Origin of the sequence: Bradyrhizobium sp. 27S5 (assembly GCF_037217225.1) — a bacterium.
GTDB classification, from domain to species: Bacteria; Pseudomonadota; Alphaproteobacteria; order Rhizobiales; family Xanthobacteraceae; genus Bradyrhizobium; species Bradyrhizobium septentrionale.
The window spans coordinates 466,787-491,542 of the sequence record NZ_CP147714.1 but is presented as its reverse complement, the minus strand read 5'-3'; the positions used below and the strand labels follow the sequence as shown (position 1 = coordinate 491,542).

Below are 24,756 nucleotides of genomic sequence, written 5' to 3'. Positions count from 1 at the left end.
TGAAACAACGACCATTTGGGGTTATGGGTCCCGGATCGCGCTTCGCTTGTCCGGGACGACGACTGAAAATGCGGCGACCGCGTCTCCTGCGTCAACCGACGGGGGAGCTAACTTCCCAACCCCGTCCCGCCATACAGCCACGCAATATCGTCGCACCACTGCTGTTGCGACTTCGCGCTCATGATCGCGTTGCGGATGCGGGCGTGCTCGCCGGCGGGATGGTAGACGTGCTCGCCGATCGCGCGTGACATCAGCTGCACGCGCGCGGTGCGGGGGAAGCGTTGCGCGCGGTAAGCATCGAGTGCCGCCGCCTGATCATCGTGGTTGGCCAGCATGTGCGACAGGCACACCGCGTCCTCCATCGCCTGGCAGGCGCCTTGCGCGAAATATTGCAGCATCGGATGCGCGGCATCGCCGAGCAGCACGACGCGGCCGTCGATCCAGCGCTCATCGGGATCGCGGTCGCACAGCACCCAGAGCTTCCAGTTGGTGCCGTGGCGGATGATGTTCTGCGCACGCTCGTGGACGTGGGTAAAACCCCTCATCACCTCGTCCTCGGAGACCGGCTTGCCGGCGACCGGCTCCGGCGCGTCATTGTGGTAGGTGACGACGAGGTTGAACACCTTCCAGCCTGACAGCGGGTAATGCACGATGTGGCATTTCGGGCCGGCCCACAGTGTGGCCGCGTTCCAGCGCAGATCCTCCGGCATCTGCTCCGTCGGGATCACGGAGCGATAGGTGGTGTGGCCGGAGACGCGCGGCGGTCCGTCTGATGTCACCTGCTTGCGGATATTCGACCACAGTCCGTCGGCGCCGATCAGGAGACGTCCGGTAATGCGCTCGCCACTGGCGAGTTTTGCAGTCACCGATGAACCATCCTGTTCATAGCCGACAACCTCGCTGGAGACGCGGAGCTCGATCAGCTCGTGGTTCTGGCAGGCGCGCAGGAACACGCCATGCAGATCGCCGCGATGCACCACCGCATAGGGATTGCCGAACCGCGCCCGAAAACTGTCGCCAAGATCGATATGGGTGATCTCGTCGGCGGTCAGCGCATCCATCAGCCGCAGCTGGTCGATATAGACGGCCATGTTGCGCGCGGCTTCGCCGACGCCGAGATAGTCGAAGGCGTGGAACGCATTCGGCCCGAGCTGGATGCCGGCGCCGATCTCGCCGAGTGCTGCGGCCTTCTCCAGCAGGATCGAGCGGATGCCCTTCTGCGCGAGGCCCAGCGCCACGGCGAGACCGCCGATGCCGCCACCCGCGATCAGGACCGGCTTGCTGTCTGCCATCAGCCCGACCTCCCCAGATGTTCGAGCGCGTCCTCGGCGCGCAGCGGTACCCGCGAGGACTCGTTGTTGAGGTCGACGAGTTGCGTCAGCAGCGCCAGCAGCGTCTTGCGATCGGCCGGCTTCAGCGGCTGCAGCATCCGCGCCTGCGCCTTGTCGACCGAAGGCATGATGTCGTTGAGCACGGCGGCGCCGGCCCTGGTGAGATAGAGCAGCTTGACGCGCTTGTCCTCGGGCGACGGCTTGCGGGCGATGAACTCCTTGGCCTGCAGCCGCTCGATCACATTGCCGAGCGTGGAGCGGTCGAACGCGATCACCGCGGAGAGCCGGGTGGCGTCGATGCCGGGATGGGTCGAGATCGTCACCAGCGCGGCGTACTGCACCGGCGTCAAGTCGAACGCCTTGCACTCCTCGATGAACAACGCGACCGCGATCTGCTGCATCCGTCGAAACAGATAGCCGGGCGCGGTGTAGACCGCGTCCATGGTGACGGGCGTTGGCTTGCTATTCGGCATCGGGTTGCTTGTCCGGGGCGGCGTCGGCAAACGCCTTGACCTGTTTCGCCGCGGCCTCTGCCTTGAGCAGGCGCGGATAGGCCGAGAGATCGACGCCGAAGCGCCGCGCATTGGCAAGCTGCGGCACCAGGCAGAGATCGGCCAGGGTCGGCTGGTCGCCGAAGCAGAACGGTCCCGCCTCTTCCGCGATCAGGGTCTCGCACGCCGACAGACCCTCGCGATTGGCCCAGGCCGCCCACTCCGTCACCTGCGCCTCCGGCAGGCCGAGCTGACGCAGCCGCGCCAGCACCTTCAGGTTCTGCACCGGGTGGGTGTCGCAGGCGATCGCCTGCGCGAACGCCCGCACCTTGGCACGCCGCAGCGGATCGTTTGGCAAGAGCGGCGGATTGGGATGGGTCTCGTCGAGCCATTCGATGATCGCGAGCGACTGGGTGAGGATCGCGCCGGCGTCATCCTCCAGCGTCGGCACCAGCCCCTGCGGGTTGATCGCAAGATAAGCGGGCGCGCATTGCTCGCCCTTGCGCAGATGATGCGGCAGATGCTCGGGCGTGAGCCCCTTCAGATTGAGGGCGATCCGCACCCGATAGGACGCGCTGCTCCGGAAATAGCCATGCAGCTTCATCGGAACCTCCCTTGCATTTCGTGTGGTTGATTGACGCTAGTCATATTATGAGTATACTGTCAATTAAATTGAACCGACAAGAATGATGGGAGGCTTGCCATGGAAGCCGTGCAGAAGACCCCGGAGCGCGAGGCATTCTACAAGAAGATCGACGGCCAAAACCTCTCGGCGCTCTGGAACGTGATGAACGATCTGATCACGCCGGAGCCGAAGAGCGCCTCCCGCCCTCACCTCTGGAAATTCGATCAGATCCGCGATTACATGAACGAGGCCGGCAGGCTGATCACGGCCAAGGAAGCCGAGCGCCGCGTGCTGGTGCTGGAAAATCCCGGCCTGCGCGGCCAGTCCAAGATCACGACCTCGCTGTTCGCCGGCGTGCAGATGGTGGTGCCGGGCGACATCGCCCCCGCCCATCGTCACGCGCAGTCAGCGCTGCGCTTCGTGCTCGAGGGCAAGGGCGCCTTCACCGCCGTCGATGGCGAGCGCACCGCGATGGCGCCGGGCGATTTCGTCATCACGCCGTCGATGACCTGGCACGACCATTCCAACGAAACCAGCGAGCCGATGTTCTGGCTCGACGGGCTCGACATTCCGATGGTGCAGTTCTTCGATTGCTCCTTCGCCGAAGGCGCCAAGGAAGATCAGCAGTCGATCTCGAAACCAGCCGGCGCGAGCTTCGCGCGCTACGGCCACAATCTGCTGCCGATCGATCAGAAGCGGACCTCGAAGACCTCGCCGATCTTCAACTACCCCTATGAATACACCCGCGAGGCGCTGGAGAAGGCCAAGGGCAGCGACGAATGGGACGCCTGCCACGGCCTGAAGCTGAAATTCTCCAATCCCGAGACCGGTGATTTTGCGATGCCGACCATCGGCACCTTCATCCAGCTGCTGCCGAAGGGTTTCAAGACCGCGCGCTATCGCGCGACCGACGCGACCGTGTTCGCCGCGATCGAGGGCAAGGGCCGCACACGGATCGGCGACCAGACCTTCGAGTGGGGCCCGCGCGACCTGTTCGTGGTGCCGAGCTGGCACTGGGTCACCCACGAGGCCGATGCCGACTCCGTGCTGTTCTCGTTCTCCGACCGCCCGGTGCAGCAGAAGCTCGACCTGTTCCGCGAGGACAGGGGGAACGCATAAATTCGTCGTCCCGGGCAAGCGACTTGTCCGCCGTAGCTCAACGAGCGAAGGCGGAAGCGCGACCCGGGACCCATAACCACAGGGCTTTGTTAAAGACGCTGTGGCCCCAGCTGTTTCCAACAACCACGCCCTGTGGTTATGGGTCCCGGCCTTCGCCGGGACGACGGCGGAGGTTGGGGCTCGCGATGCGCACTTCACCGCCAGTGCAGCAGCCGCGTCTCCAGCCAGTTGATCAACTTCCCCACCGCTAGCCCGAACAGCGACAGGATCACGACGCCGGCGAGCAGCTGATCGGTCTGCATCAGATTGCCGGCCTGCAGCACGAAGGCGCCGATGCCGTATTGCGCGCCGATCATCTCGGCGCTGACGACCAGCAGCAGCGCAACCGATGCGGTGATGCGGAAGCCGGCGAGGATCGAGGGCAGCGCGCCCGGCCAGATCACGCGGCGCACGATGGCGTGGAACGGCACGTTGAAGCTTTGCGCCATCCGGATCAGATTGCGCGGCACCGCATCGACGCCGCTATAGACCGAGATCGCGGTCGAGAAGAACACGCCGAGCGCAATGGTCGCGATCTTCGGCTCCTCGCCGATCCCGAGCCACAGGATCAGGAGCGGCAGCAGTGCGATCTTCGGGATCGGGAACAGCGCCGAGATGAAGGTGATGCCGACGCCGCGCGCCAGGGTCGACAGCCCGATCGCGAAACCAACGATGACGCCGGCGACCGTGCCGATGATCCAGCCGGTGCCGATCCGCATGATTGACCAGGACAAATGCTGCCACAGCGCGCCCGACATCGCGAGCTTGGTGATCGCAACCGCGATCGCCGACGGCGCCGGCAGGAACAGCGGATTGACCAATCCTGCGCTGCCCGCGAGTTGCCAGACCGCGATCACAAGCGCGAGCGCGATCCAGCCGGCATAGCGGCTGCCGCCCGGGGTAAAGCCGGCACCGCGAAACGCGACCGGCCGTGTTGCTTCCGCCGACTGATCGTTCGTCTCCTGCGGCGCGCGGTCAAGCATGCTGAACCTCGCGCTCGGCATCGATCGCCTCTTTCCGGATCAGCGACCACAGCTCCCCTTGAAGGGCGGCCAGCGGCCCGCGCGCATCCACAGCACCGCGTTCGGCGCGCGTCATCGGAATGGTCACGATCTCCCTGATGCGGCCGGGGCGGCGTGACAGCACGACGACGCGGTCGGCGAGCCGCACAGCTTCCTCAAGGTTATGCGTGACATAGACCGCGCCCATCGTGCCGTCGGCAAGCAGGCCTACGAAATCCTCCATCAGGAGCTCGCGGGTCTGCGAATCCAGCGCCGATAGCGGTTCGTCCATCAACAGAATCGCGGGGCGAACCGCGAGTGCGCGCGCAATGCCGACGCGCTGGCGCATGCCGCCGGACAGCTGTTTTGGGTAAGTCGCACGGAAATCGGAGAGACCAGTGCGGCGCAGCGCGTCGTCGATCACCGCACGGCGGTCACCTGCGCTGAGGGCCGTGTGCAGCAGCGGGAACGCGACGTTCTCCTCGACAGTATTCCACGGCAGCAGGGCAAAATCCTGGAATACGAAGGTCAGCGGATTGAGGCTGCCGGCCGGCGGCGCGCCGCGCAGCTCGGCGGCGCCCGCGGATGGCCGCAGCAGCCCACCGAGGATCGACAGCAGCGTGCTCTTGCCGCAGCCGGACGGACCGACGATCGCAACGATCTCGCCGGCCGAGACCTGGAAGGAGACATCATCGAGCACGTCGAGCGCGCCGAAGCGATGGCTGATATGGTCGGCGATCAGGTCCATGTTAGAGGCTCATTATCTGATCCGTCACCCTGAGGAGCCGCGCAGCGGCGTCTCGAAGGGTCGACGGCCCGGATGCAGCTCGGCCGTGCATCCTTCGAGACGCGCGCAAGTGCGCGCTCCTCAGGATGACGGGTGGACTATGGTGCGCGCGGCTCGACATCAATCCGCCTTCACATAGTCCTTGGCGATGATCGCGCCGGCGTCAAAACCCTTGTCGACAAAACCCTGCTCCTGCAGCCACTTGATCTGGTTGTCGACGTTCTTCACGTCGAGCTTGCCGTCGGGATCGATATAGGCGCAGTTGCCGACCACCTGCTCGACCGGAAGATTGGTGTATTTGGCGATGATCTCAAGCAGCGGTTTTGTCCGCTCGTTGATCGGCACCACGCCGTCCTTGATCGCCGTGAGGATCACGTCGTGATATTCGTGGTCGGCGCGGGTGAGCGCGGCGAGCAGTCGGGTCACCAGCGGTGCGTTGGTCAGCGTCTTCGGCGAAGCGAAGATGGCACCGAGCTGCCACGGCGTCTCGTCGCCGACCCAGCCCAGAAACTTCGCGCCGTTGGAATCCATCAGCGTCCGCGCCGTCGAGACCGGCAGCAGCGCCGCATCGACTGTGTCGCCCTTCAGCGCCGCGGCGGCGTTCGACAGCGACTGCAGCGGCACGACCTTCACGTCGGACAGTTTGAAGCCGTATTTGTCGGCGAGCAGGCCGAGCGAATAATGGAAGCTGGAGCCGACCTGGGTCACCGCCACGCGCTTGCCCACCAGATCCTTCGGCGTCTTGAGGCCGCCAACATAGGCGTTGTTGCTGGCGAAATAGCCGATCAGGGGATAGCCGGCCTTCTCGCGGCTCATGCCGCCGATCACCTTCAGCGTACCCTTGCCGGCGAGATTGTAGAGGCCCGCGGTGAACGCGGTGATGCCGAAATCGATGTCGCCCGAGGTGGTCGCGACCGCGATCGGCTGTGCCGCATCGAAGAATTTCAACTCGACGTCGAGGCCGGCGTCGCGGAAATAGCCCTTGTCCTGCGCGATGAACACCGGCGCCGAGGACGACAGGCGCAAGACGCCGATCTTCGCCTTGAGGAGATCATCGGCCCGCGCGATGCCGCTCGCGGCCCAGACCAGCAGACCCGCGAGTGCGAGCCGCGTCCAACCCTTCATTGCCGTCCTCCGCCTAAAGTCCTTCGGGCACGGCCTGATCGCGGCCGATGAACGCGCCCTGTCTGCCGAGCAGTTGTTGCAACTTTTCGACGGAAATGTCGCGCGGATTCGTGTTACCCGACAGCGCCAGCGCAGCCGCGGTTCCCGCCGCCTCGCCCATCACAAAACAGGCACCGGAGACGCGCGCGGCCGACTGCCCTTCATGGGTCATCGAGGCGCAACGGCCGGCAACCAGGAGATTGTCGACACCATCCGGCACCAGCATCCGGTACGGCAACTCGTTGTAGCCGCGGCTCTCCGGGATCGGCGGAAATTCGAAGATCACGTCGCCCGGCACGTGTGACTCCTTCGGCCAGCCGTTGACGCCGATCGAATCCTCGAACGAGGCGCAGCCCAGCACGTCTTCGCCTGATAGCATGTAGCCGCCGATCACGCGCCGCGTCTCGCGGATGCCGAGCTGCGGCGGCAGATCGACGATGTAGGAGTTCTCGAAGCCAGGCACCGTGCGCAAAAAGGCAAAAGCCTCGACCGCCTGGCGGCGGCCCTCGATCTCGCCGCGCGTCATGTCGTCGGGGTCGATGCCCGAGATGGCGCCGCCATCGCTTCGGGTCACCTGGGTGAAATTCACCCGCCATTCGATCTGCGATTTCTGCGGCCGCACGATCGCCGACTTGCGCGGGAATTTATGCGTGCCGGCGGCCTCGGCCTCCGCCATCAGCGCCGGGATCGTGCGCCACGCGTCGCCCGCTTTCGCCGGATCGATGCCGTTGAGGCGGAACATCATCGAGGGGTAGAGCATGCCGCCTTGGTTGTCGCCGACTTCATAGGGCGCGCCCGCCCACACCGCGAGATCGCCGTCGCCGGAACAGTCGATGAAGATGCCGGCCAGCACCGCTTGCCGGCCGGCCTTGGTTTCCACCATTAGCGCGCGAATCCGCGCGCCGTCCATCACAACGCCGGCACCGAGTGCGTGGAACAGGATGTCGACCTTGTGATGCGCCAGCAGATCGTCCGCCGCGATCTTGTAGGCGGCGGTGTCATACGCCTGCGCAAGGATCTTGCCGAGGATCAGATGCGGCGCGTTCAACCCGCCGAGACGGTCGATCCGCGCCAGCAAGTCGGAGGCGATGCCCTGCACCACGCGGTGCATCTCGCCGAAGATGTTGGCGTGCAGTCCGCAGAAGTTGGTCACGCCCGCCGCGGTGCCCATGCCGCCGAGAAATCCGTAGCGTTCAATCAGCAGCGTCCGCCGTCCGGCACGTGCCGCGCCGACGGCCGCCGCGATGCCGGCCGGTCCGCCGCCGAGCACCACCACGTCATATTCGCCATAGAGGGGGACCTGCCGCGCAGGTTCTTCGATCGTGCTCGCTCGCATCATTTCCGCCCTGAACAAAGTTGATTGGGCCAACTATGAATTGATGCGGATTGCAGTACAATCCACCAAATTATGTAATCAGCTTTCGCGAATCGAGAAAGGCAAAGGGAGAAAAAGGTAAGAGCGGATGGATACGCTTGTTAACCTCGAGGCCTTCCTCGCCACCGCCGACGCCGGCGGCTTCTCCGCCGCTGCGCGCAAGCTCAACGTCGCAACGTCAGTCGTCGCCAAGCGCGTCACCCAGCTAGAGGAACGGATTGGCACCGCGCTGTTCCATCGTTCGACCCGCCAGTTGCGGCTGACCGAGGCCGGGCAGCAATATGTCCATCGCGCCCGCGGCGTGGTTGCCGATGTCGGCGATCTCTTGTCTCGGATGGGCGAGAAGCAGCGCGATCTCACCGATCACCTCCGCGTCAAGGCACCGACATCGCTGACGGTGGCGCGGCTCGCCGATGCTTTCACGATCTTCCAGAAGCAAAACCGCAGCGTGAAGCTCGAGATCGTGATGATCGACCGTCCGGTCGATCCGGTGACCGAGGGTTTTGATATCGCGATCGGCGCCTTCCCGCATTCGTTCGGCGGCGTCGTCGACGAGCCGTTGTGCCGGCTGCCGCGGCTGTTGTGCGCCTCGCCTGTGTATCTGAAGAAGCACGGCACACCGAAGCATCCGCGCGACCTGGTCGATCATCGCTGCCTCAGCTTCCTGCCGACCGGGCCGGAATGGCCGTTCGAGGGGCCGCGTGGCCGCATCAATATCCAGGTGCGCCCGATTCTCTCGTCGAACGAGGGCCGTGTGCTGACGCAAAGCGCGATCGCCGGCAACGGCATCGCCCTGCTCTCGCACTATCTGGTCGCGGACGCGCTGCGCGACGGCGTCCTGCAGCCGGTGCTCACTGAGTTTCCGATCCCGGAACTGTGGGTGAAGGCCGCCGTTCCGGAACGCCGCATCAATGCCGCCGCCGTGCAGGCGCTGCTAAGGACATTGAAAAAAATGCTGTCGCAATCGCTGTGATCCGACGACAGCCTTGCCCCTCGCACGCGGACCTGAGACAAGACCACGAAAGGATCGCCCGCTTGAAACTCCTGATCTCGGTTTCGCTCGGCCTCATCATCGTCGCTGGGCCCGCGGCGGCGATCGAGACCTGCCGCTTCACCGAGGCCAAGGCGGAACGCGAGGCCTGCTACCACCGCCAGGAGCAGGAACTGGCGGCCCGGCGCAAGCCCGAAGCGCCTGTGACGCGGTCGAGCGAATCGAAGACATTCGATCAGCTGCAACAGATGCGCCGCGACGACGCGGAGGTCTACCGGAGCATGCGCGGCATCTGCAACGGCTGCTGAACGAAACAGAGAGACTTACGCCGTGCCACCGCCCCATCGCCCCGCGCGCTTCTCGGCGAAGGACGCGAGCCCTTCGGCCGCCTCGGCGGTCTGCCGCTTGGCCGAATGCAGATGGACGAGACGCTTGTAGGCGTCGTCGTCCACGCCCATGCCGCCGAACGAGCTTTCCATCGCGAGCTTCTTAGTCTCGGCCATCGCATCCGGTGCGTTGCCGAGCAGCTGCTCCACGACCTTGGCGCCGGCGCTTTCGAGATCGGCGAGCGGCACCACCTCATGCACGAGGCCGATGCGGCGCGCATCCTCGGCGCCGAAGCGTTCGCCGGTCAGCGCGTAGCGGCGCACCTGGCGCACGCCGATGGCGTCGCAGAGCTGCGGGATGATGATCGCCGCGGTCAGGCCCCAGCGCACCTCGGTGATCGAGAACAACGCGTTATCAGCCGCGATCACGATGTCGCAGGCCGAGATCACGCCGGTGCCGCCGCCGAAGCAGCCGCCCTGCACCAGTGCGACCGTCGGGACCGGCAGCGTGTTGAGGCGCTGCACCGCCTCGAACGTGGCGCGCGACGCCACCTCGTTCTCCTCTGATGATTTCGGCCGCACGCCGTTGATCCATTTCAGGTCGGCGCCGGCCTGGAAATGCTTGCCATTGCCCTTGAGCACGACAACGCGCACCGGCTTGGTCGAGAGATCGTCGATCGCGGCCAGCACGCCCGCAATCAGCGCGCCGTCATAGGCATTGTTGACCTCGGGGCGATTCAGCGTGACGGTCGCGACCCCGCGCGCATCGAGGCTCCACAGGACTGGGCTGGCCGACATGATTTTTCTCCCTCGTTCGGCATTGCTCTTGCCTTGTACTAGCCTCGCACTATGGCGAGCGGAGATGCCTTGATCCATCACTTTCAAGCGCGCGCGACCGCGCCACGCGCATGACGGGTTGCGCGATGCCCCGCGCTTGTGGAAACTGACGCGGCACGTTTGCAAGGAATTGTTCCACTCATGCGTATTTGCATTTTCGGCGCGGGCGCCGTCGGCAGCCATTTCGCGGTCCGGCTGGCACGCGCCGGTCACGACGTGTCCTGCGTGATGCGCGGGCCGCATCTCGACGCGGTCAGGGCCAACGGATTGACGCTCGAGGTCGGCGGCACCAGGCTCACCGCAAAGGTGAAGGCGTCGGCCGATCCCGCCGAGCTGGGTCCGCAGGACGTCGTCATCTGCACGTTGAAGGCCACCGGCATCGGCGCGCTCGCGACCGGGCTCCCGCCGTTGCTTCAACGCGACGCCGCCATCGTGTTCGCGCAGAACGGCATTCCCTGGTGGTACGATCTCGGCCTGCCGCCACAGCATCCCGCCATCCCCGATCTCGGCTTCCTCGACCCCGGCGGGCGGCTGCGCAGCGCCATCCCGAAGCAACGGATCATTGGCGGCGTGATCTTCTCGTCCAACGAGGTGATCGCGCCCGGCGTGGCGGCAAACCTGTCGCCGGATCGCAACCGCCTTTTGATCGGCGAGTGCGACGACCGTCAGAGCGAGCGCATTGCCACTCTGCGCGCGGCGCTGAATGAAGCCTCGATCGAATCGCCCGAGGTCACGGAAATCCGCGAGACGATCTGGTCGAAGCTGCTCACCAACATGTCGATGTCGGTGCTGTGCCTGTTGACCGGACTGACCGCGCGTGCCGTCCGCGACGATCCTGTCATGCAGGACGTGATCCCGCGCCTGCTCGACGAGGCCAATGCGGTGGCGACTCGCTATCTCCCTGCGGTCAAGCGCGTCACCCGCAGCGGGCCGGCGCCCGACCACAAGCCCTCGATCCTGCAGGATTACGAGCTCGGCCGCGCCATGGAGATCGACGTGCTGGTGCGCGCCCCGGCGGCGTTTGCCCGCGCAGCCGGCATTCCGACCCCGATGCTCGACCTGATGGCCGCGCTCGCGATCCAGAAGGCGCGTGACAAGGACCTGTACCAGGGCTGACAATCCGCCCCACCACGATAACAAGCAGGGACATCGAACCATGCACGTCAAGAACAAGGTCTGTGTCGTCACCGGCGGTGCGAGCGGGATCGGCGAAGCGGTGGCGCGGGCCTATGCGGAGGCGGGCGCCCGCGGCGTCGTGGTCGCCGATCTCAAGACCTCGCGCGACCGGCTCGCCAATGTCGCCGGCGATATCGACGGGCTTGCGGTCACCGCTGATGTCGGGCTCGAAGAGGACATCAAGGCGCTGATCGCCGCGGCCGAGGACAAATATGGTCCGGTCGACGTGTTCTTCTCCAATGCCGGATTGTCGCGCAAGGGACAGGAAGCCGCGACCGATGCCGATTGGGACGTGAGCTGGCGGGTGCATGTGATGAGTCACGTGTTCGCGGCGCGTGTGCTGGTGCCCGGCATGCTGGCGCGCGGCTCCGGCTATCTCATCAACACCGCATCGGCCGCGGGGCTATTGGCCTCGCTGAACTCGATGCCTTACGGCGTGACCAAGAGCGCCGCGGTCGCGCTCGCCGAGCATCTCGCCATCCAGTATGGCGATCGCGGCATCCGCATCTCCGTGCTCTGTCCGCAATCGGTGCAGACCGGCATGACGACGCCGGGCCCGAGCGCAGCGCGCGTCGACGGCGTGCTGCAGCCGGGCGAGGTCGCGCGCATGGTGATCGAGGCGATGGCCGAGGAGCGCTTCCTGATTCTCTCGCATCCGCAGGTGCAGGAATACATGCAGCGCAAAGTCACCAACCGCGAGCGCTGGCTCTCCGGCATGCGCCGGCTGCGCGACCGGATCTATGGCGGTGCGACGTCAGGCTGACGGCGGCGCGAACTTCCCCAACGGCCCGGAATAGACCTTCGCCGCGGGCGAGGCGTAGGCGCCGCGGCGTGACGTCGTGAGCTTGAGACCGGCGAGCGCCTCCGCCTGCTTCACCGCGGCGGCGACGCCATCGACCACCGGCACACCGAATTGCACCGACAGCTCATGTGCAAGATCGGCCATGCCGGCACAGCCGAGCACGATGGCGTCGGCGCCCTTCTCCAGCGCGCGGGCGATCTCCGCCTGCAGCTTTGGCTTGGCGCCCGAGCCCGGCTTCTCCAGATCGAGCACTGCGACGTCGCAGGCGGTGACCACGGCGCGATCGGCAAAGCCGTAGCGGCGGACCAGCTCTTCCAGCGGCACGATCGAGCGCGGCAGCGTGGTGACGATGCCGATGCGTTTGGCGATCTGTCCGGCCGTGACCAGCGCCGCTTCGCAGATGCCGACCACGGGGTAGCGCGCTGCCGACCGCGCGGCATCCAACCCGGTGTCGTCGAAGCAGGCGATGATGCCGACGTCCGCATCGGGCGTCTTCAACAGCGCCTCGATCAGGCCGGGAACGGCAAACGCCTCGTCGTAGAAGCCCTCGATCGAGGCCGGCCCCATCGACGAGGTGACCGCCACGATCTCGGTGCCGGATGCGGCAACCGCCTGCGCGGCGGTGGCGATGGTCGCGGTCATCGACGCGATGGTGTTGGGATTGACGATCAGGATCTTGGTCATGGGTTACGACTCACGAATGCTTGGCGACCCACGCCGCGAACGCATCGAGCAGCTCGGCCATCACCTCGCGGTCGTTGCGGCCGGAGCGCTTGAGGACATGGAAGGAGTGGTCGGCCTCCTGCACCAGATGCAGCGTCGCACGGCTACCCAACGCCTTCACCACAGGCTCGAGCAGGTCGAGCTCGGCCAGCGCATCGCGGGTGCCCTGCAGGAACAGCATCGGGACCTTGACCTCGGCGAGATGTTTGGCCCGCTCGCTCGACGGCTTGCCGGCGGGATGCAGGGGGAAGCCGAGGAACACCAGCCCGCGCACGCCGGCGAGCGGCGCTTTCGCCTGCGCCTGCGAGGTCATGCGTCCACCGAACGACTTGCCGCCGGCGAACAGCGGCAGTTCGCCGCAACGCCGCGCGGTCTCCGCCACCGCGGCGCGCACCGTTGCCTGCGCGACGGCGGGCGGATCGGGCCGCTTGCTGCCCTTCTCCATGTAGGGAAACTGATAGCGCAGCGTCGCGATGCCGCGCTCGGCGAGGCCCGCCGCAATCGACTCCATCGAGGCATGGGCCATGCCAGCGCCGGCGCCATGCGCAAACACATAGGCCGCACGCGCCTGCGCCGGGCGCAGCAGCAGCGCGGACACCGTGCTGTCGTCCGAGATCGTGATCGTGAGCGGTTGCGCGCCTGACGCGTTCAAGATGACATCTCGAAGAATTGTTGTGCCGATAGTTCTAGCCGCACGCCTCGATGCGCGCAAATGCCGCCGCGACGACGCCGCAAGTGAGATGGCTCACAGCCGATCAATGTTTCCTTTGCAACATTGCCTTTGCAACATTTCCGCTGTTAGACCAAGAGCCGCCACTGTAGGATGGTGTGCAGCATGACACACGCAGAACGCGAACTTGTTTTCGGCGATTTTTAACATCTCGTCCATATGACGCGCGGGTACCACGAATCGGGGGACGGGGCATGCCTCGCAAGACGATCTTCTTCATCGGACTGCTGATTGTCGCCGGCGTCCTCTACTTCAAGGACGATATCGAGACGGTGGTAAGCGGCTTCCGCGTCAAGGTCGTCGACTACCAGCCGCAGGCAAAGAGCGTGTGGCTGGATCAGAATGTCAGCGCCGAGCGGCTGCGCTGGTTCTACCACGCCGACCAGGGCACCCGGACCTTCGGCATTCCCCATGAATGGTTCATGGCGCTGGAGCAGCCGACGGTCTGGCCGCTGTTCACGGCGCCGCCGCGGCTCAGCGAGACTAGTTATCTCGGCCGCTTCGGCTTTATTCCCGACACTGTGATCCCGGGCAAGCCCGATGCGCTGCCGATCGGCTTCGCGCAGGGCAGTCCGATGGCGGATGCCAATGGCACGCCCTGGCGCAACCCGCACAGCAAGGCCGACATGACCGGGCTCGGGCTGACCTGCGCGGCCTGTCACACCGGAAGCTTCACCTATCGCGGTACCGAGATCGTGATCGACGGCGGGCCGGCCAACACCAATCTGTTCGAATTCCAGAAGAGCGTCGGCGTCTCGCTGCTCTTGACCCGGTTCTGGCCGGGCCGCTTCTCGCGCTTTGCCGACGAGATCCTCGGCAAGGATGCGAGCCTCGACGAGCGCATGGCGCTGCGCGGCCAACTCGACCTGGTGTTGAAGCAATACGCCAACATCAACTCGTTGGAGACCAAGGTCGCCGCCAACAGCGTCGAGGAAGGCTATGCGCGGCTCGACGCGCTGAACCGGATCGGCAACCAGGTGTTTTCGATCGACCTGAACAATCCGAACAACTACGCCTCGCATTCGGCGCCGGTGCATTTCCCGCGGATCTGGAACGCGCCATGGTTCAGCTGGGTGCAATATGACGGCTCGATCATGCAACCGATGGTGCGCAATGCCGGCGAGGCGCTCGGCGTCAGCGCGGAGCTCAATCTGCTCGACGAATCCAGGGGCCTGTTCAAGTCGAGCGCGCGGGTAGACGTGCTGCACGAGATGGAGCGGATGATCGCCGGCGAGCCGCCCAGCGAGGACAAGGGCTTTGGCGGCCTGGCGTCGCCGAAATGGCCGGAGAACATCCTGCCGCCGATCAACATGGATCTCGCGAAGACAGGCGGCGGGCTCTACAAGACGCGCTGCCAGGGCTGCCATGGCCCGGCGATCGACAGCAAGGCGCTGCCCGCGAGCGAGGCCTTTGCGCTGTTCAAGGACAAGAAGCGCTGGATCAAGAACGACGCCGGCCAGCCGCTGCTCGACGTCGAGATGATTCCGATCAGCCTTATCGGCACCGACGGCGCGCAGGCCGAGAGCCTGGCACACCGTACGGTCGAAACGCCGGCCAATCTGAAGATCAAGGACGGTAGTTTCGGACCGGCGCTCGGCGACCTCGTCGAGAAGGCCGTCAACTACTGGTACGACCAGAACAAGACTCCGCCGGAGGATCGCAAGCGCATCAACGGCTACCGGCCGAACGAGATCCAGGCGCCGCTCGCCTACAAGGTCCGGCCGCTCAACGGCATCTGGGCGACGCCGCCCTATTTGCACAACGGATCGGTCCCGACCATCTACGCACTGCTGTCGCCGGTGAAGGAGCGTCCCTCGACCTTCTATCTCGGCAGCCGCGAGTATGATCCCAAGGATCTCGGCTATGCCTGGAAGGACAAGGTCAAGAACGGCTTCGTGCTCGACACCACCAAGCGCGGCAACAGCAACTCCGGACACGAATTCTCGAACGAGAAGCGTGCCGGCGTGATCGGGCCGGAGCTGACGGAAAACGAGCGCCGCGCTTTGATCGAGTTCATCAAGACGCTCTGAGTAGGATGGGCTTTGCTTGCATCGGTCTCGCGGCCGACCTCTCCCGCTTGCGGGGGAGGTCGCAGCGCATCGAAGATGCGATGCGGGTGGGGGCTCTCTCCGCATTGCGACTCGTGGAGAAAGCCCCCACCCCGGCCCTCCCCCGCAAGCGGGAGAGGGAGCACAGCTCCTTCGCAGCCCCCTCACCCCTTCGGCACCGGCTGCCGGCGCGCCGGGCGGGTCATGGCTTCGAGCTCGAGCAACTCGTTGAGCTGCGCCTCGGTCAGGAGCTTTTCCTCCAGCACGATATCGGCGACCGAGCGGTTCTCCTTCAGCGCGCGGCGCGCCACGCGCGATGAGGCCTCATAACCGAGCGCCGGCGCCAGCGCCGTGATCAGGCCGATCGAGCCCTGCACCAGGCTGCGGCAGCGCTCGCGATCGGCCTCGATGCCGTCGACGCAGCGCTTGGTCAGCGTGTCGATCGCCGCGGTCAGCATGCGCAGCGAGCTCAGCACGCAGTAGCCGATGGTCGGCTCGAACGCGTTGAGCTGGAGCTGGCCACCTTCGGCGCACATCGTCACCGTGAGATCGTGCCCGATCACGAGGAAAGCGACCTGGTTGACCACCTCGGGGATCACCGGGTTGACCTTGCCGGGCATGATCGATGAGCCGGCCTGCACGGCGGGCAGCCGAATCTCGCCGATGCCGGTGCGCGGCCCCGACGACAGCAGGCGAAGGTCGTTGCAGATCTTCGACACTTTCACCGCAACGCGTTTCAGCACGCCCGAGAACAGCACGAAGGCGCCGAGGTCGGACGTCGCCTCGATCAGGTTCGAGGCCAGCACCATCGGCTGGCCGGACAGCCGCGACAATTCCTCGACCGCAAGTGCGGCGTAGCGCGGGTCGGCATTGATCCCGGTGCCGATCGCGGTGGCACCGAGATTGACCTCGCGGAACAGCGAGGAGATCTCGTTCAGCCGTGCGACGTCTTCCTTCACGGTGGCATGGAAGGCGTCGAACTCCTGACCGAGCGTCATCGGCACCGCGTCCTGGAGCTGGGTGCGACCCATCTTCAAAACGTCGGCAAATTCCACCGCCTTGCCCTTGAAGGCATATGCGAGGTCATCCAGCGCGCGCACCAGCGGCTGGGTGGCAAAAATCACCGCGAGCCGCAGCGCGGTCGGATAGGCGTCATTGGTCGATTGCGCCATGTTGACGTCGTCGTTCGGATGCAGCGTGTGATAGTCGCCAGGCTTCTTGCCCATCAATCGCAGCGCGACGTTGGCGATCACCTCGTTGGCATTCATGTTGGTCGAGGTGCCGGCGCCGCCCTGGATCGCATCGACGACAAAAGACTCGGCATAGACCTTGTCGGTCGCGATCAGGGTGCAGGCCTTGTCGATCGCATCGGCCTTTTCGGGCGAGAGATAGCCGAGCCGCTTGTTGGCGCGGGCGGCCGCCTGCTTCACCAGCGCCAGTGCGCGGACAAATTCCGGGAAATGGCCGACCGGCACGCCGGTGATCGGAAAGTTCACCACCGCGCGCTTGGTATGGATGCCCCACAGCGCGTTGGCCGGCACATCGTCCTCGCCGAGCAGATCGTGCTCGGTGCGAGACTGCGCCTGCTCGATCGGCACGGTGCGGACGGTTGCGATCGCAAGCTCGCTCACGCCGCCGCTCTCGCCGGAGGGTGGCGCGGCGCCCGCGGTGTTGGCGGTCTCAACCTTCGATTCGGCCATCGGTCCCTCCGTTACCTCTTGCAAATCCCGTCGTCAGCGACACCCGCCATGATGCGCCCGACAGGCATCGAAAGCCAATGCCTGTCGGTTGAGTCTTGCACACCGGCGAACGGAACGACGCGACAAAGCAGCATTGGCGTGCGTCGAACCGGGAATAGAGGACTTGCCTTATCCGTCACGATAACAACAGCTTATAGCTCCATACCGCGGTTCGCGCCGCGGCAGATGCGGCTGCTTTCTCCGCGGCGTCATCGCGTGCTAGATCAGCATCGACTGGCGCAAGGGCGCTGCCGACATTGAACGAACCAAGGGCCAAAGCCGTGTCCAACAACAACGAAGCGATGACCATCAAATTCCGCTGTCCGGCGGAGCTCGAGGGCAAGATTCCGCCGCCGGTGCCCGCGTCATTGGGTCTTCCAGGATGGCTCAAGGCGATGCCGACGCAGTCCTTCAACGCGATGAGCAATCGCGAGGAGGATACCGTCAAGCGCTGCCCGCCATTCGTCGATGCGATGACATCAGGTTTCCTGTTGCCGCTGGTGTGCGATCTCAAGGTCGAGAATGGCGCGATCACATGGGACAACGATCTTCCGGCCGGGGGCGAGCTCGAATTCCCGCGCTCGCCGGTCGGATTCCACGACGAAAGCCAGGTGGTCGGCTCGCCGCTGTTCGAGGCCGACCGCTTCGTCATCAAGTTTGTCAATCTGTGGACCATCGAGGCGCCGGCGGGCTACTCGCTGTTCTTCACGCATCCGGTCAATCGGTTCGACCTGCCCTTCACCACACTGACCGGCCTGGTCGATTGCGATCTGTTTCACGACAGCTGGATTCATTTCCCGGCACGCTGGCACGACACCAATTTCAACGGCGTGTTGCCCAAGGGCACGCCGATTGCGCAATGCTTCCCGGTGAAACGCGAAAACTGGGTCCCGCAGACCGCGGCGATGACGCCGGATGAAACATCGCGCGCACAGGAACTGTCCAAGAGGATCGCCCGCGAGTCTGGGCTGTATCGTCGGCAGTTTCGGACGTAGACCGGGCGTGCACGGCCTTTGTCGCTGCCTCCTCCAGCGACAAAGGCGAAGGCTTTGCTCGGGGGTGGGGCGATTCACAGCTGATTCAATGTCAAACAGCCAAGTACTCGGTGTCATCACCCGCGCATGCGGGTGATCCAGTATTCCAGAGACGCCGGTGCTTGAACCGAGAGGCTGCGGCGTACTGGATCGCCCGGTCGAGCCGGGCGATGACAGCTTTAATGGGGACGCAGCTTTGTATTCTCGCGACATGATCTGTCCGAGCTTTGCTCTTCTTTCCGCCCTCTCCTCTCGCAGAGGGCGCAGGGCGCGACCAACTCCGCTCCCATCAACGCAAACCAGTCGATGACAGACCGCCAGTCTCGTAGGATGGGTAGAGCGCAGCGAAACCCATCATCTCACCTGCGCGGGTGCAATTGATGGGTTTCGCTTCGCTCTACCAATCCTACAATTCCGTGCACCAGCGGCTGAACCGCCTAGCTCAGAAATTTTGCAAACCCGCTGGGACGGAAGAAGAAGCGGCCATGCGATGACATGGTCAGCGCGGCCGTCGTGCGGCCGATCATTTGCGGCCGGCCGCGCAGCGCCAGACGCAGATTGGCTTCGCCGGCGGCGCGGTCGCCCATTTCCAGAAGGCAGGCGGAGTAGCTGAGACGCGTCAGGGGGTCGTCAGGGCGCTGCGCCAGCACCTGACGGTAGAGCTCCGCCGCACCGGCGTATTCGCCATCGAGCAGCAGCACACGCGCGAGCGCGGGCAGGATAGCGGGATGCCCCGGCGCCACAATGCGCAGCTTCTCCAGAATCTCGCGCGCTCGGTTGCGCTGATTGCAATCGGGCAGCAGCTGCGCGAGCAAGATCTGCAACTCGAGGGTCCCAGGCGCGAGAGCGATCGCGCTCTCGATGACGGCAACCGCCTGGTCGACGCGACCGGCCGCGGCCAATTGCCCTGCCAGCTCCTGAAATGCGGGAAGGAAAGGTGGCCGCCGCGCGGTGGTTCGCCGCAACACATCGATCGCCTCGCTGCGGCGGCCGACGGCGCCGAGCGCCGCGCCGAGCAGCGTCTCGATACCGGCATCCTCGACGCGGCGGGCGGCTCGCTCGAGCGGCGCAATCGCCTCCTCGTTGCGGTTCTGCGCCATCAGCGCCCGTGCCAGGATCGTGGCCGCGCCGACATCGGTCCGGTTTGCCTTCAACACCTCCGCCGCCAGCCGCTCGGCTTCGACGACCTGCCCCATCTGCAACGCGACCACGGCACGTTGCAGGACCGGGGATGGGCCGGGCCCGCGATTGGCGGAAGGAGGCGGAGGTTTCGGCATGCGGCTCTCGATCAAATGGTCATCTCAGCCGTTACCATTGGTGCCGACGGAGCGTCCAGCGAAAGTCGCATGAAGGGTACCGGCGCCGGTCGAACCGGGCACCTTGGCACTACCCGGTTCCGCCCGGTTTTTCGACTGCTTAACCTATTCGATCTAGCCTGAATTGCCGTAACAGGGCCCGGCTTGATGCTCGCAACAACCCTCGAAACAATTCAGTCGACCGCCTCGAAGCGAACCGCCTACACACGTGGAATCCTCGCGCTGCTGGCCATCGCCATCGTTCTGAAATCGGTGTGGTTGTGGCAGGTGGGGCTGGGGCATGGCCGCGAACTTGTCGACTTTGCCGCCTTCTACATCACCGCAAAGCTGGTGTGGCTCGGCGACATGGACCAGGCCTATCGGTTCGCGAAGCTCATCGTCATCCAGCGAGAGGCCTCGGGCGGGCACAACGGCTTCATGTCGTGGACCTATCCGCCGCAATTTGGCCTGCTGCTGGCGCCGTTTGCGCTGATCCCGATCGGGATCGCCTATTTGCTGTTCGCGGGCTCGACATTGGCGCTTTACCTCGCCGTGCTGCGCCGCCTTGCCGGAAGCCAGTTCGTGCTCGTGCTGATCGTCTTCTTCCCGACCATCGGGATCACGCTGGCATGCGGACAGAACGGCTTGCTGACGGCCGCGCTGATCGGAATGGTTTGCCTGTTCTTCGAAGAGCGACCAGTCGTCGCCGGAGCGGCGCTTGGTCTCATGATCATCAAGCCGCATCTCGCCATCGCGTTCGCGGTCTACGCGATCCTGCGGCGCTCCTGGATGGTCGTGATGACGGCCGCCGCCGTCGTGCTGATCAGTTCAGCGATCTCTACGGCGGTGTTCGGCGTCGAGATCTGGAGCGCGTTCCTGCAGAGCGTACGCGATTCGTCGGTGTTCCTGGAGCAAGGCAACTATCCGATGCATCGCATGATCTCGATCTATGCGGCGTTGCGAACGGCGGGGTTGTCCGCGTCGGGATCGTTTGTCGCCCAGGGCATCGTCGCCGTGCTGGCGCTCGCCGTCGTCCTCATTGCGGTCTACCGCACGATGCCCGCACGCGAGAGCCTTGGCCTCACCGCGATCGTCTCGGTCTGCATCAGCCCTTATGCCTACGACTACGATTTCCTGGTCTTCAGCGTCGGCCTGGCGCTGTTGCTGCCGGCGCTGCTGGCGAACGCGCGGGAGTGGGAACGGGGGATCATTTACGCGCTGCCAATTCCGATCGGGGCGGCCGGCTACCTGCAGGCGACGCAGATGGCGTCGTCCCACCAAGGCGCAGACTGGCTCGACGTGCTCTCGATCGGCGGCTTCGCGATCGTTCCGCTGATTGTGCTGATTGTCGGAATTGTGCTGCTGCGCAGTTCAAGAACGGAAGCGATCACCGAGGCCGGTGTCAGATGCGCATCCGTTTGAAAATCGACTCCGGCAGCGCGCAGATGATCGTCATCACCAGCCAGAACCGCCTCGCCACATAGATCACGTCACGCGGCTTCGTCACGTCCGCCCGGAAGATATCCTCGGCAACCCGATCCGATTGCACGGTCAGGGGAGCGGGCAATTTCATATGCGCCGTCATCCTGGTGCGCACGAATCCGGGCTTGACGGTGACGACGCGGACCTTGCCGGCGAGCGTCACACGATTGCGCAGGCCGGACAGGAATTGCGAGAAGCCGGCCTTGGCCGCGCCGTAATAGTAGTTCGACGCCCGCCCGCGATCGCCCGCGACCGAGCTGACCCCGACGATGGTGCCCGAGCCGCGCGTCTCGAACGCTTGCGCGAACCGTTCGAGCAGCAGGCTGGGCGCCTCGAAATTCGTGCGCATGATCGTCGTCGCAAGCTCCGGATCGGCCTGGGCGCGCAGCTGGTCGCCGAGCTCGCCAACGACACACACCACCGTATCCGGCAGCACAGGAAGGCCGGCGACAAAGCCGGCAAGCTGCCCGGTCTGCAAGACGTCCAGCGCCTGAACCGACGTTTCGACGCCGCTTCGCGTCCTGATGTCGTCCGCGTTGCGCTCGGCAGCCTCGACATCGCGAGCCACCAGCATCACGCGCCATCCCTCCTTGGCATAGCGCAGCGCGGTCGCGTGCCCGATGTCCGAGCTGCCGCCAATCACCAGAACTGATCTTGTGTCGGTCATCAAATTCCAAGCCGTGCTGAGAGATGCGACACGAGGCGCGTATTTGCCCCAGTCTGCCGGCGGATTTCCCGCAGGGCCGCGAGGCCGGGATATCCGGATTCGAATGTCGCGCGCGATTGCCGCGCGTCCTTGGCGAGGTACAGCCGGCCGCCGGCATCGACCACCAGTGCGTCGAGCTGGTCAAGAAACGCGAACAGCGTGTCGGTGACAGGAAAGTCCATCGTTAGCGTATAGCCGCGAAGCGGAAACGACATCGGCCCGCCGCCATCGCCCAACTGCTTGAGCACGGCCAGGAACGACGCATCGCCGCGCCGCGATACGCGGTCCAGGATTTCGGCAAGGACACGGCGCGCGCGGTCGAGCGGGATCACGCATTGATACTGCACGAAGCCGCGCCGGCCGTAGATCCTGTTCCAGTCGGCGATCGCATCGAGCGGAAAGAAATAGGGATCCCAATGGACCAGCCGCGGCTCGCCCTGCCGCGCCGCGCCGCGGCGGAAGTACAGCTCGTTGAACGCCCGCATCGATGCGCGATTGAGCAGCCATCCGGGAAACAGCTCCGGCACCGACAGCCGCTGAGTGCGCGGGCTGGGGAACGGCGCGAGATCGGGCCGGAGCATGTCCTTGTCGCGGCGCGTGGCGTGCTCGGCAAGATAGACCAGCGAGCGTCCGAGCGCCGCGCCGCGCGCAAGGCAGTCGATCCAGGCCACCGAATAGGTGGCCGATGCGCTGCTTTCCAACTGATCGATCGCCGCATCGAGATGGCCGGCGACGCGGGTGTCCTGCCGCAGCCAGGCCGTCTCGATCGGGAGCAGCCGCAGCGTCGCATCGAGGATCACGCCGGTCAGGCCCATGCCGCCCAGCGTCGCCGCGAACAGCGCAGCGTTCTCCGACCGTGAGCAGCTGACGATCTCGCCGCCCGGCAACGCGAGGCGGAAGGAATCGACGATAGAACCGAAGCCGCCGTCGCGATGGTGGTTCTTGCCGTGCACGTCGGCGGCGATCGCGCCTCCCACCGTCACGAATTTCGTGCCGGGCACGACCTTTAAGAAGAAGCCGCGCGGCTCGAAGGCGGCGAGGATGTCGGCGATGGTCACGCCGGCTTCGACCGTCAATCGGGCGGTGGCCGCGTCGAAGCTGCGCATCCGGTTCAGGCCGCGTGACGAGATCGTGGATTGCACACCGATCGCAGCGTCGCCATAAGCCCGCCCTGCCCCGCGCGCCACGACGCCGGACCGCGCCAGCAGATAGTCGCGCGCGCCTGCTTGCGTCTGCGGCGCCAGCAGCTCGGTCGACACTTTGGGATAATTGCCCCAACCGGAGAGACGGATCCCGCTGGGACCAGAGGCCGCACTCACACGTCCTGGCAAGGCAACCGCCGACATTGCTAGATGGCGGCGAGCATGATGACGCCGATCGCGCCGAGGGCGACCCAGCTGGCGCGATCCCTCAGCGCGAACATCACCGGATCGTCGTCGATCAGGCCGCGCTGCGCGAACAACATCACGCGGCCGATCCAGTACATCAGGATCGGGCAGCCGACCCAAAGCAGTTGCGAATGGCTGTACATCGCGCGAACCGTATCGGACGAGATGTAGAGCGTGAAGATCACGACGGCGTTGAAGCCCGACGCAGCCGCAAGGATCGCGACCATCGCCTTGTCCTCGATCTGGTAGCCGCGTGCCGCCAGCACGGCGCCGTCCGGCTGGCTGGCGAGCTCGGTGTAGCGCTTCACCAGCGCCAGCGACATGAAGATGAACAGCGAGAACGCCAGCAGCCATTCCGACATCGGCACGTCGATCGCGACCGCGCCGCCGATTACGCGCACGGTGTAAAGCGTGGCAAGCACGACGACATCGACGGTCGCGATGCGCTTGAGCCAGAGCGAATAGGACGTGGTCAGCGCGAAATAGCCGAGCAGGACGCCACCGAACTCGATCGATATCGGCATGGCGATCGCGAACGCGCCGACCAGCGCCAGGGCCATCGCGCGGACGGCCTGCGACGGCGTGATGGTGCCGCTTGCGATCGGACGGTTGCGCTTGCTCGGATGGGCGCGATCGGCCGTGATGTCGAGAAGGTCGTTCAGGATGTAGGCGCTCGAGGCACAGAGCGAGAATGCGATCACGGCGAGCAGCGACGTTGCGGCCGACCCCAGCGCGAATTTGTGTGCGGTCAGGAGCGGCACCAGCACCAGGGCGTTCTTGGCGTATTGATGCACCCTGAACAGCTTCAGCCAGCTGCGCACATCGGCGCGCGGAGGCGCAGCCGACTCGGATCCGGCGGGGCGCGCCACGGGCGACGCGAAATCGGGCAGTGCGGCCGTCGCGCTGCCGATGTAGTCGAAACCTTGACGGAGCGCGGAAGGAAAGTCGTCGCTCTGTGCGGCCGGCGACCGGCTCCCCGGCGCGGCCGCCCAGGCGGTGAAGACGCCGAGATGCTCGGCAACCGCGCTGACGAACGGCTCGCCATAGGTTTCCGAGCAAAGATAGACCGGGCGGCCTTCACCCAAAACCTGCAACAGGAACCTCACGGCGTCGCGGTCGAATTGCGCGCGGGATGGATCGAAGCGAGAGACGCCAGCGGCATGCGCCGATCGCGCTTCCGGTTCGAAGGCGGTGGCAATCGCCGCCGCGATGGCGCGAAAGCGGCCGGCAATCCCGGACGGGAAATCCGCCGGGAAGGAGCTTTCCCCGATCAAGACCTCGTCGACATCGACGACGAGCGGCCGGCTCCTTAACGGCAACGGATCGCGGAGGGCGCCGCGATCGCCCTGCTCAACCCGTTCTGGAAAACTAGCTCGCATGCGCGCGGTGTTCCGGTGCCTCCTCCCCATTGTCCCGGGCTTTCCCTAACGCCGGGTGAACTTGTCGGGTGAACTTGGGCGCGGAATGGCAGGCGCGGCCAGGGCGGCTTCGCGGCCAATTCCCGGCCGCGACGAAACGGCGGCCGGCCAGCGGCCCGCGGACGGCTT

At 65.3% G+C, this 24,756-nt stretch carries 23 protein-coding genes; 8 read left to right on the top strand and 15 right to left on the bottom strand.

All coding sequences use genetic code 11. From position 1 onward, the window contains the following. Window positions 1–107: 107 nt before the first annotated feature. From WDM24_RS02350 to maiA, 3 genes are read right to left on the bottom strand one after another with little or no spacing between them, the layout of a single operon-like run. Window positions 108–1,292 carry a 3-hydroxybenzoate 6-monooxygenase gene (locus tag WDM24_RS02350; RefSeq protein WP_338830304.1) on the bottom strand — a complete coding sequence of 395 codons (1,185 nt, stop codon included), beginning with the start codon at window positions 1,290–1,292 and terminating at the stop codon, window positions 108–110. Beyond that, the gene (locus WDM24_RS02345) at window positions 1,292–1,804 is read right to left on the bottom strand and encodes a MarR family transcriptional regulator (protein ID WP_338694865.1); all 513 of its coding nucleotides are present in this window, start codon (window positions 1,802–1,804) and stop codon (window positions 1,292–1,294) included. Before WDM24_RS02345 ends, WDM24_RS02350 begins: the two co-directional genes overlap by 1 nt. Beyond that, window positions 1,794–2,426: a maleylacetoacetate isomerase gene (maiA, locus tag WDM24_RS02340; RefSeq protein WP_166299255.1), complete on the bottom strand. Its 633-nt coding sequence runs from the start codon at window positions 2,424–2,426 to the stop codon at window positions 1,794–1,796. Before maiA ends, WDM24_RS02345 begins: the two co-directional genes overlap by 11 nt. 99 nt (window positions 2,427–2,525) lie before the next feature. On the opposite strand from maiA, the gene gtdA reads away from it, so the two are divergent. Further along, on the top strand, window positions 2,526–3,566 hold the full coding sequence (gtdA, locus tag WDM24_RS02335) for a gentisate 1,2-dioxygenase (RefSeq protein ID WP_338830303.1): 1,041 nt from the start codon (window positions 2,526–2,528) through the stop codon (window positions 3,564–3,566). Between the two features lie 194 nt (window positions 3,567–3,760). Here gtdA and WDM24_RS02330 read toward each other — a convergent pair whose 3' ends face one another. The 4 genes from WDM24_RS02330 to WDM24_RS02315 form a co-directional block, all read right to left on the bottom strand. Then, window positions 3,761–4,588, bottom strand: coding sequence for an ABC transporter permease (locus WDM24_RS02330; protein WP_338694859.1), 828 nt, complete (start codon window positions 4,586–4,588; stop codon window positions 3,761–3,763). Further along, entirely contained in the window at window positions 4,581–5,354 is a 774-nt protein-coding gene (locus WDM24_RS02325) for an ABC transporter ATP-binding protein (protein WP_338830302.1), read from the bottom strand. Before WDM24_RS02325 ends, WDM24_RS02330 begins: the two co-directional genes overlap by 8 nt. A 159-nt stretch (window positions 5,355–5,513) precedes the next feature. Beyond that, the gene (locus WDM24_RS02320) at window positions 5,514–6,518 is read right to left on the bottom strand and encodes an ABC transporter substrate-binding protein (RefSeq protein WP_338830301.1); all 1,005 of its coding nucleotides are present in this window, start codon (window positions 6,516–6,518) and stop codon (window positions 5,514–5,516) included. A 13-nt stretch (window positions 6,519–6,531) separates the two neighbouring features. Further along, the gene (locus WDM24_RS02315) at window positions 6,532–7,893 is read right to left on the bottom strand and encodes an FAD-dependent oxidoreductase (RefSeq protein ID WP_338830300.1); all 1,362 of its coding nucleotides are present in this window, start codon (window positions 7,891–7,893) and stop codon (window positions 6,532–6,534) included. Window positions 7,894–8,020: 127 nt separating this feature from the next. On the opposite strand from WDM24_RS02315, the gene WDM24_RS02310 reads away from it, so the two are divergent. Further along, window positions 8,021–8,905, top strand: coding sequence for a LysR family transcriptional regulator (locus tag WDM24_RS02310; RefSeq protein WP_338830299.1), 885 nt, complete (start codon window positions 8,021–8,023; stop codon window positions 8,903–8,905). A gap of 62 nt (window positions 8,906–8,967) precedes the next feature. After that, a complete protein-coding gene (locus WDM24_RS02305; protein ID WP_338830298.1) occupies window positions 8,968–9,231 on the top strand; it encodes a hypothetical protein in 264 nt (87 codons plus the stop codon). 15 nt (window positions 9,232–9,246) lie between these two features. Here WDM24_RS02305 and WDM24_RS02300 read toward each other — a convergent pair whose 3' ends face one another. Beyond that, window positions 9,247–10,047 (bottom strand): enoyl-CoA hydratase-related protein, encoded by an 801-nt coding sequence (locus tag WDM24_RS02300; protein ID WP_338694849.1) that lies wholly within the window; start codon window positions 10,045–10,047, stop codon window positions 9,247–9,249. A gap of 180 nt (window positions 10,048–10,227) precedes the next feature. Here WDM24_RS02300 and WDM24_RS02295 point away from each other — a divergent pair, with 180 nt between their 5' ends. Both WDM24_RS02295 and WDM24_RS02290 read left to right on the top strand, forming a co-directional pair. After that, on the top strand, window positions 10,228–11,202 hold the full coding sequence (locus WDM24_RS02295; RefSeq protein WP_338830297.1) for a 2-dehydropantoate 2-reductase: 975 nt from the start codon (window positions 10,228–10,230) through the stop codon (window positions 11,200–11,202). 40 nt (window positions 11,203–11,242) lie between these two features. After that, complete coding sequence (locus WDM24_RS02290) at window positions 11,243–12,025, top strand: SDR family oxidoreductase (RefSeq protein WP_338830295.1); 783 nt, start codon at window positions 11,243–11,245, stop codon at window positions 12,023–12,025. Here the strand turns inward: WDM24_RS02290 and WDM24_RS02285 are convergent. After that, a complete protein-coding gene (locus tag WDM24_RS02285; protein WP_338830294.1) occupies window positions 12,017–12,748 on the bottom strand; it encodes an aspartate/glutamate racemase family protein in 732 nt (243 codons plus the stop codon). The genes WDM24_RS02290 and WDM24_RS02285 overlap by 9 nt on opposite strands. 10 nt (window positions 12,749–12,758) lie before the next feature. After that, window positions 12,759–13,439, bottom strand: coding sequence for an alpha/beta family hydrolase (locus WDM24_RS02280; protein WP_338830293.1), 681 nt, complete (start codon window positions 13,437–13,439; stop codon window positions 12,759–12,761). A gap of 272 nt (window positions 13,440–13,711) precedes the next feature. On the opposite strand from WDM24_RS02280, the gene WDM24_RS02275 reads away from it, so the two are divergent. Further along, window positions 13,712–15,547: a di-heme-cytochrome C peroxidase gene (locus WDM24_RS02275; protein ID WP_338830292.1), complete on the top strand. Its 1,836-nt coding sequence runs from the start codon at window positions 13,712–13,714 to the stop codon at window positions 15,545–15,547. Window positions 15,548–15,729: 182 nt separating this feature from the next. Here WDM24_RS02275 and WDM24_RS02270 read toward each other — a convergent pair whose 3' ends face one another. Continuing rightward, the gene (locus tag WDM24_RS02270; RefSeq protein WP_338830291.1) at window positions 15,730–17,265 is read right to left on the bottom strand and encodes an aspartate ammonia-lyase; all 1,536 of its coding nucleotides are present in this window, start codon (window positions 17,263–17,265) and stop codon (window positions 15,730–15,732) included. Between the two features lie 341 nt (window positions 17,266–17,606). Here WDM24_RS02270 and WDM24_RS02265 point away from each other — a divergent pair, with 341 nt between their 5' ends. Beyond that, complete coding sequence (locus tag WDM24_RS02265; RefSeq protein WP_166216271.1) at window positions 17,607–18,299, top strand: hypothetical protein; 693 nt, start codon at window positions 17,607–17,609, stop codon at window positions 18,297–18,299. Window positions 18,300–18,775: 476 nt separating this feature from the next. Here WDM24_RS02265 and WDM24_RS02260 read toward each other — a convergent pair whose 3' ends face one another. Further along, window positions 18,776–19,615, bottom strand: a complete 840-nt coding sequence (locus tag WDM24_RS02260) for a tetratricopeptide repeat protein (RefSeq protein WP_338694835.1) — start codon at window positions 19,613–19,615, stop codon at window positions 18,776–18,778. A 186-nt stretch (window positions 19,616–19,801) separates the two neighbouring features. Here WDM24_RS02260 and WDM24_RS02255 point away from each other — a divergent pair, with 186 nt between their 5' ends. Then, the gene (locus WDM24_RS02255) at window positions 19,802–21,055 is read left to right on the top strand and encodes a glycosyltransferase family 87 protein (protein ID WP_338830290.1); all 1,254 of its coding nucleotides are present in this window, start codon (window positions 19,802–19,804) and stop codon (window positions 21,053–21,055) included. Here the strand turns inward: WDM24_RS02255 and WDM24_RS02250 are convergent. From WDM24_RS02250 to WDM24_RS02240, 3 genes are read right to left on the bottom strand one after another with little or no spacing between them, the layout of a single operon-like run. Further along, window positions 21,036–21,782, bottom strand: a complete 747-nt coding sequence (locus WDM24_RS02250; protein WP_338830289.1) for an SDR family oxidoreductase — start codon at window positions 21,780–21,782, stop codon at window positions 21,036–21,038. The two genes, WDM24_RS02255 and WDM24_RS02250, sit on opposite strands and share 20 nt — an antisense overlap. Further along, the gene (locus tag WDM24_RS02245) at window positions 21,782–23,167 is read right to left on the bottom strand and encodes an FAD-binding oxidoreductase (RefSeq protein ID WP_414645672.1); all 1,386 of its coding nucleotides are present in this window, start codon (window positions 23,165–23,167) and stop codon (window positions 21,782–21,784) included. Before WDM24_RS02245 ends, WDM24_RS02250 begins: the two co-directional genes overlap by 1 nt. A 2-nt stretch (window positions 23,168–23,169) precedes the next feature. Continuing rightward, a complete protein-coding gene (locus WDM24_RS02240; protein WP_338830287.1) occupies window positions 23,170–24,588 on the bottom strand; it encodes a UbiA family prenyltransferase in 1,419 nt (472 codons plus the stop codon). Window positions 24,589–24,756 lie beyond the last annotated feature (168 nt).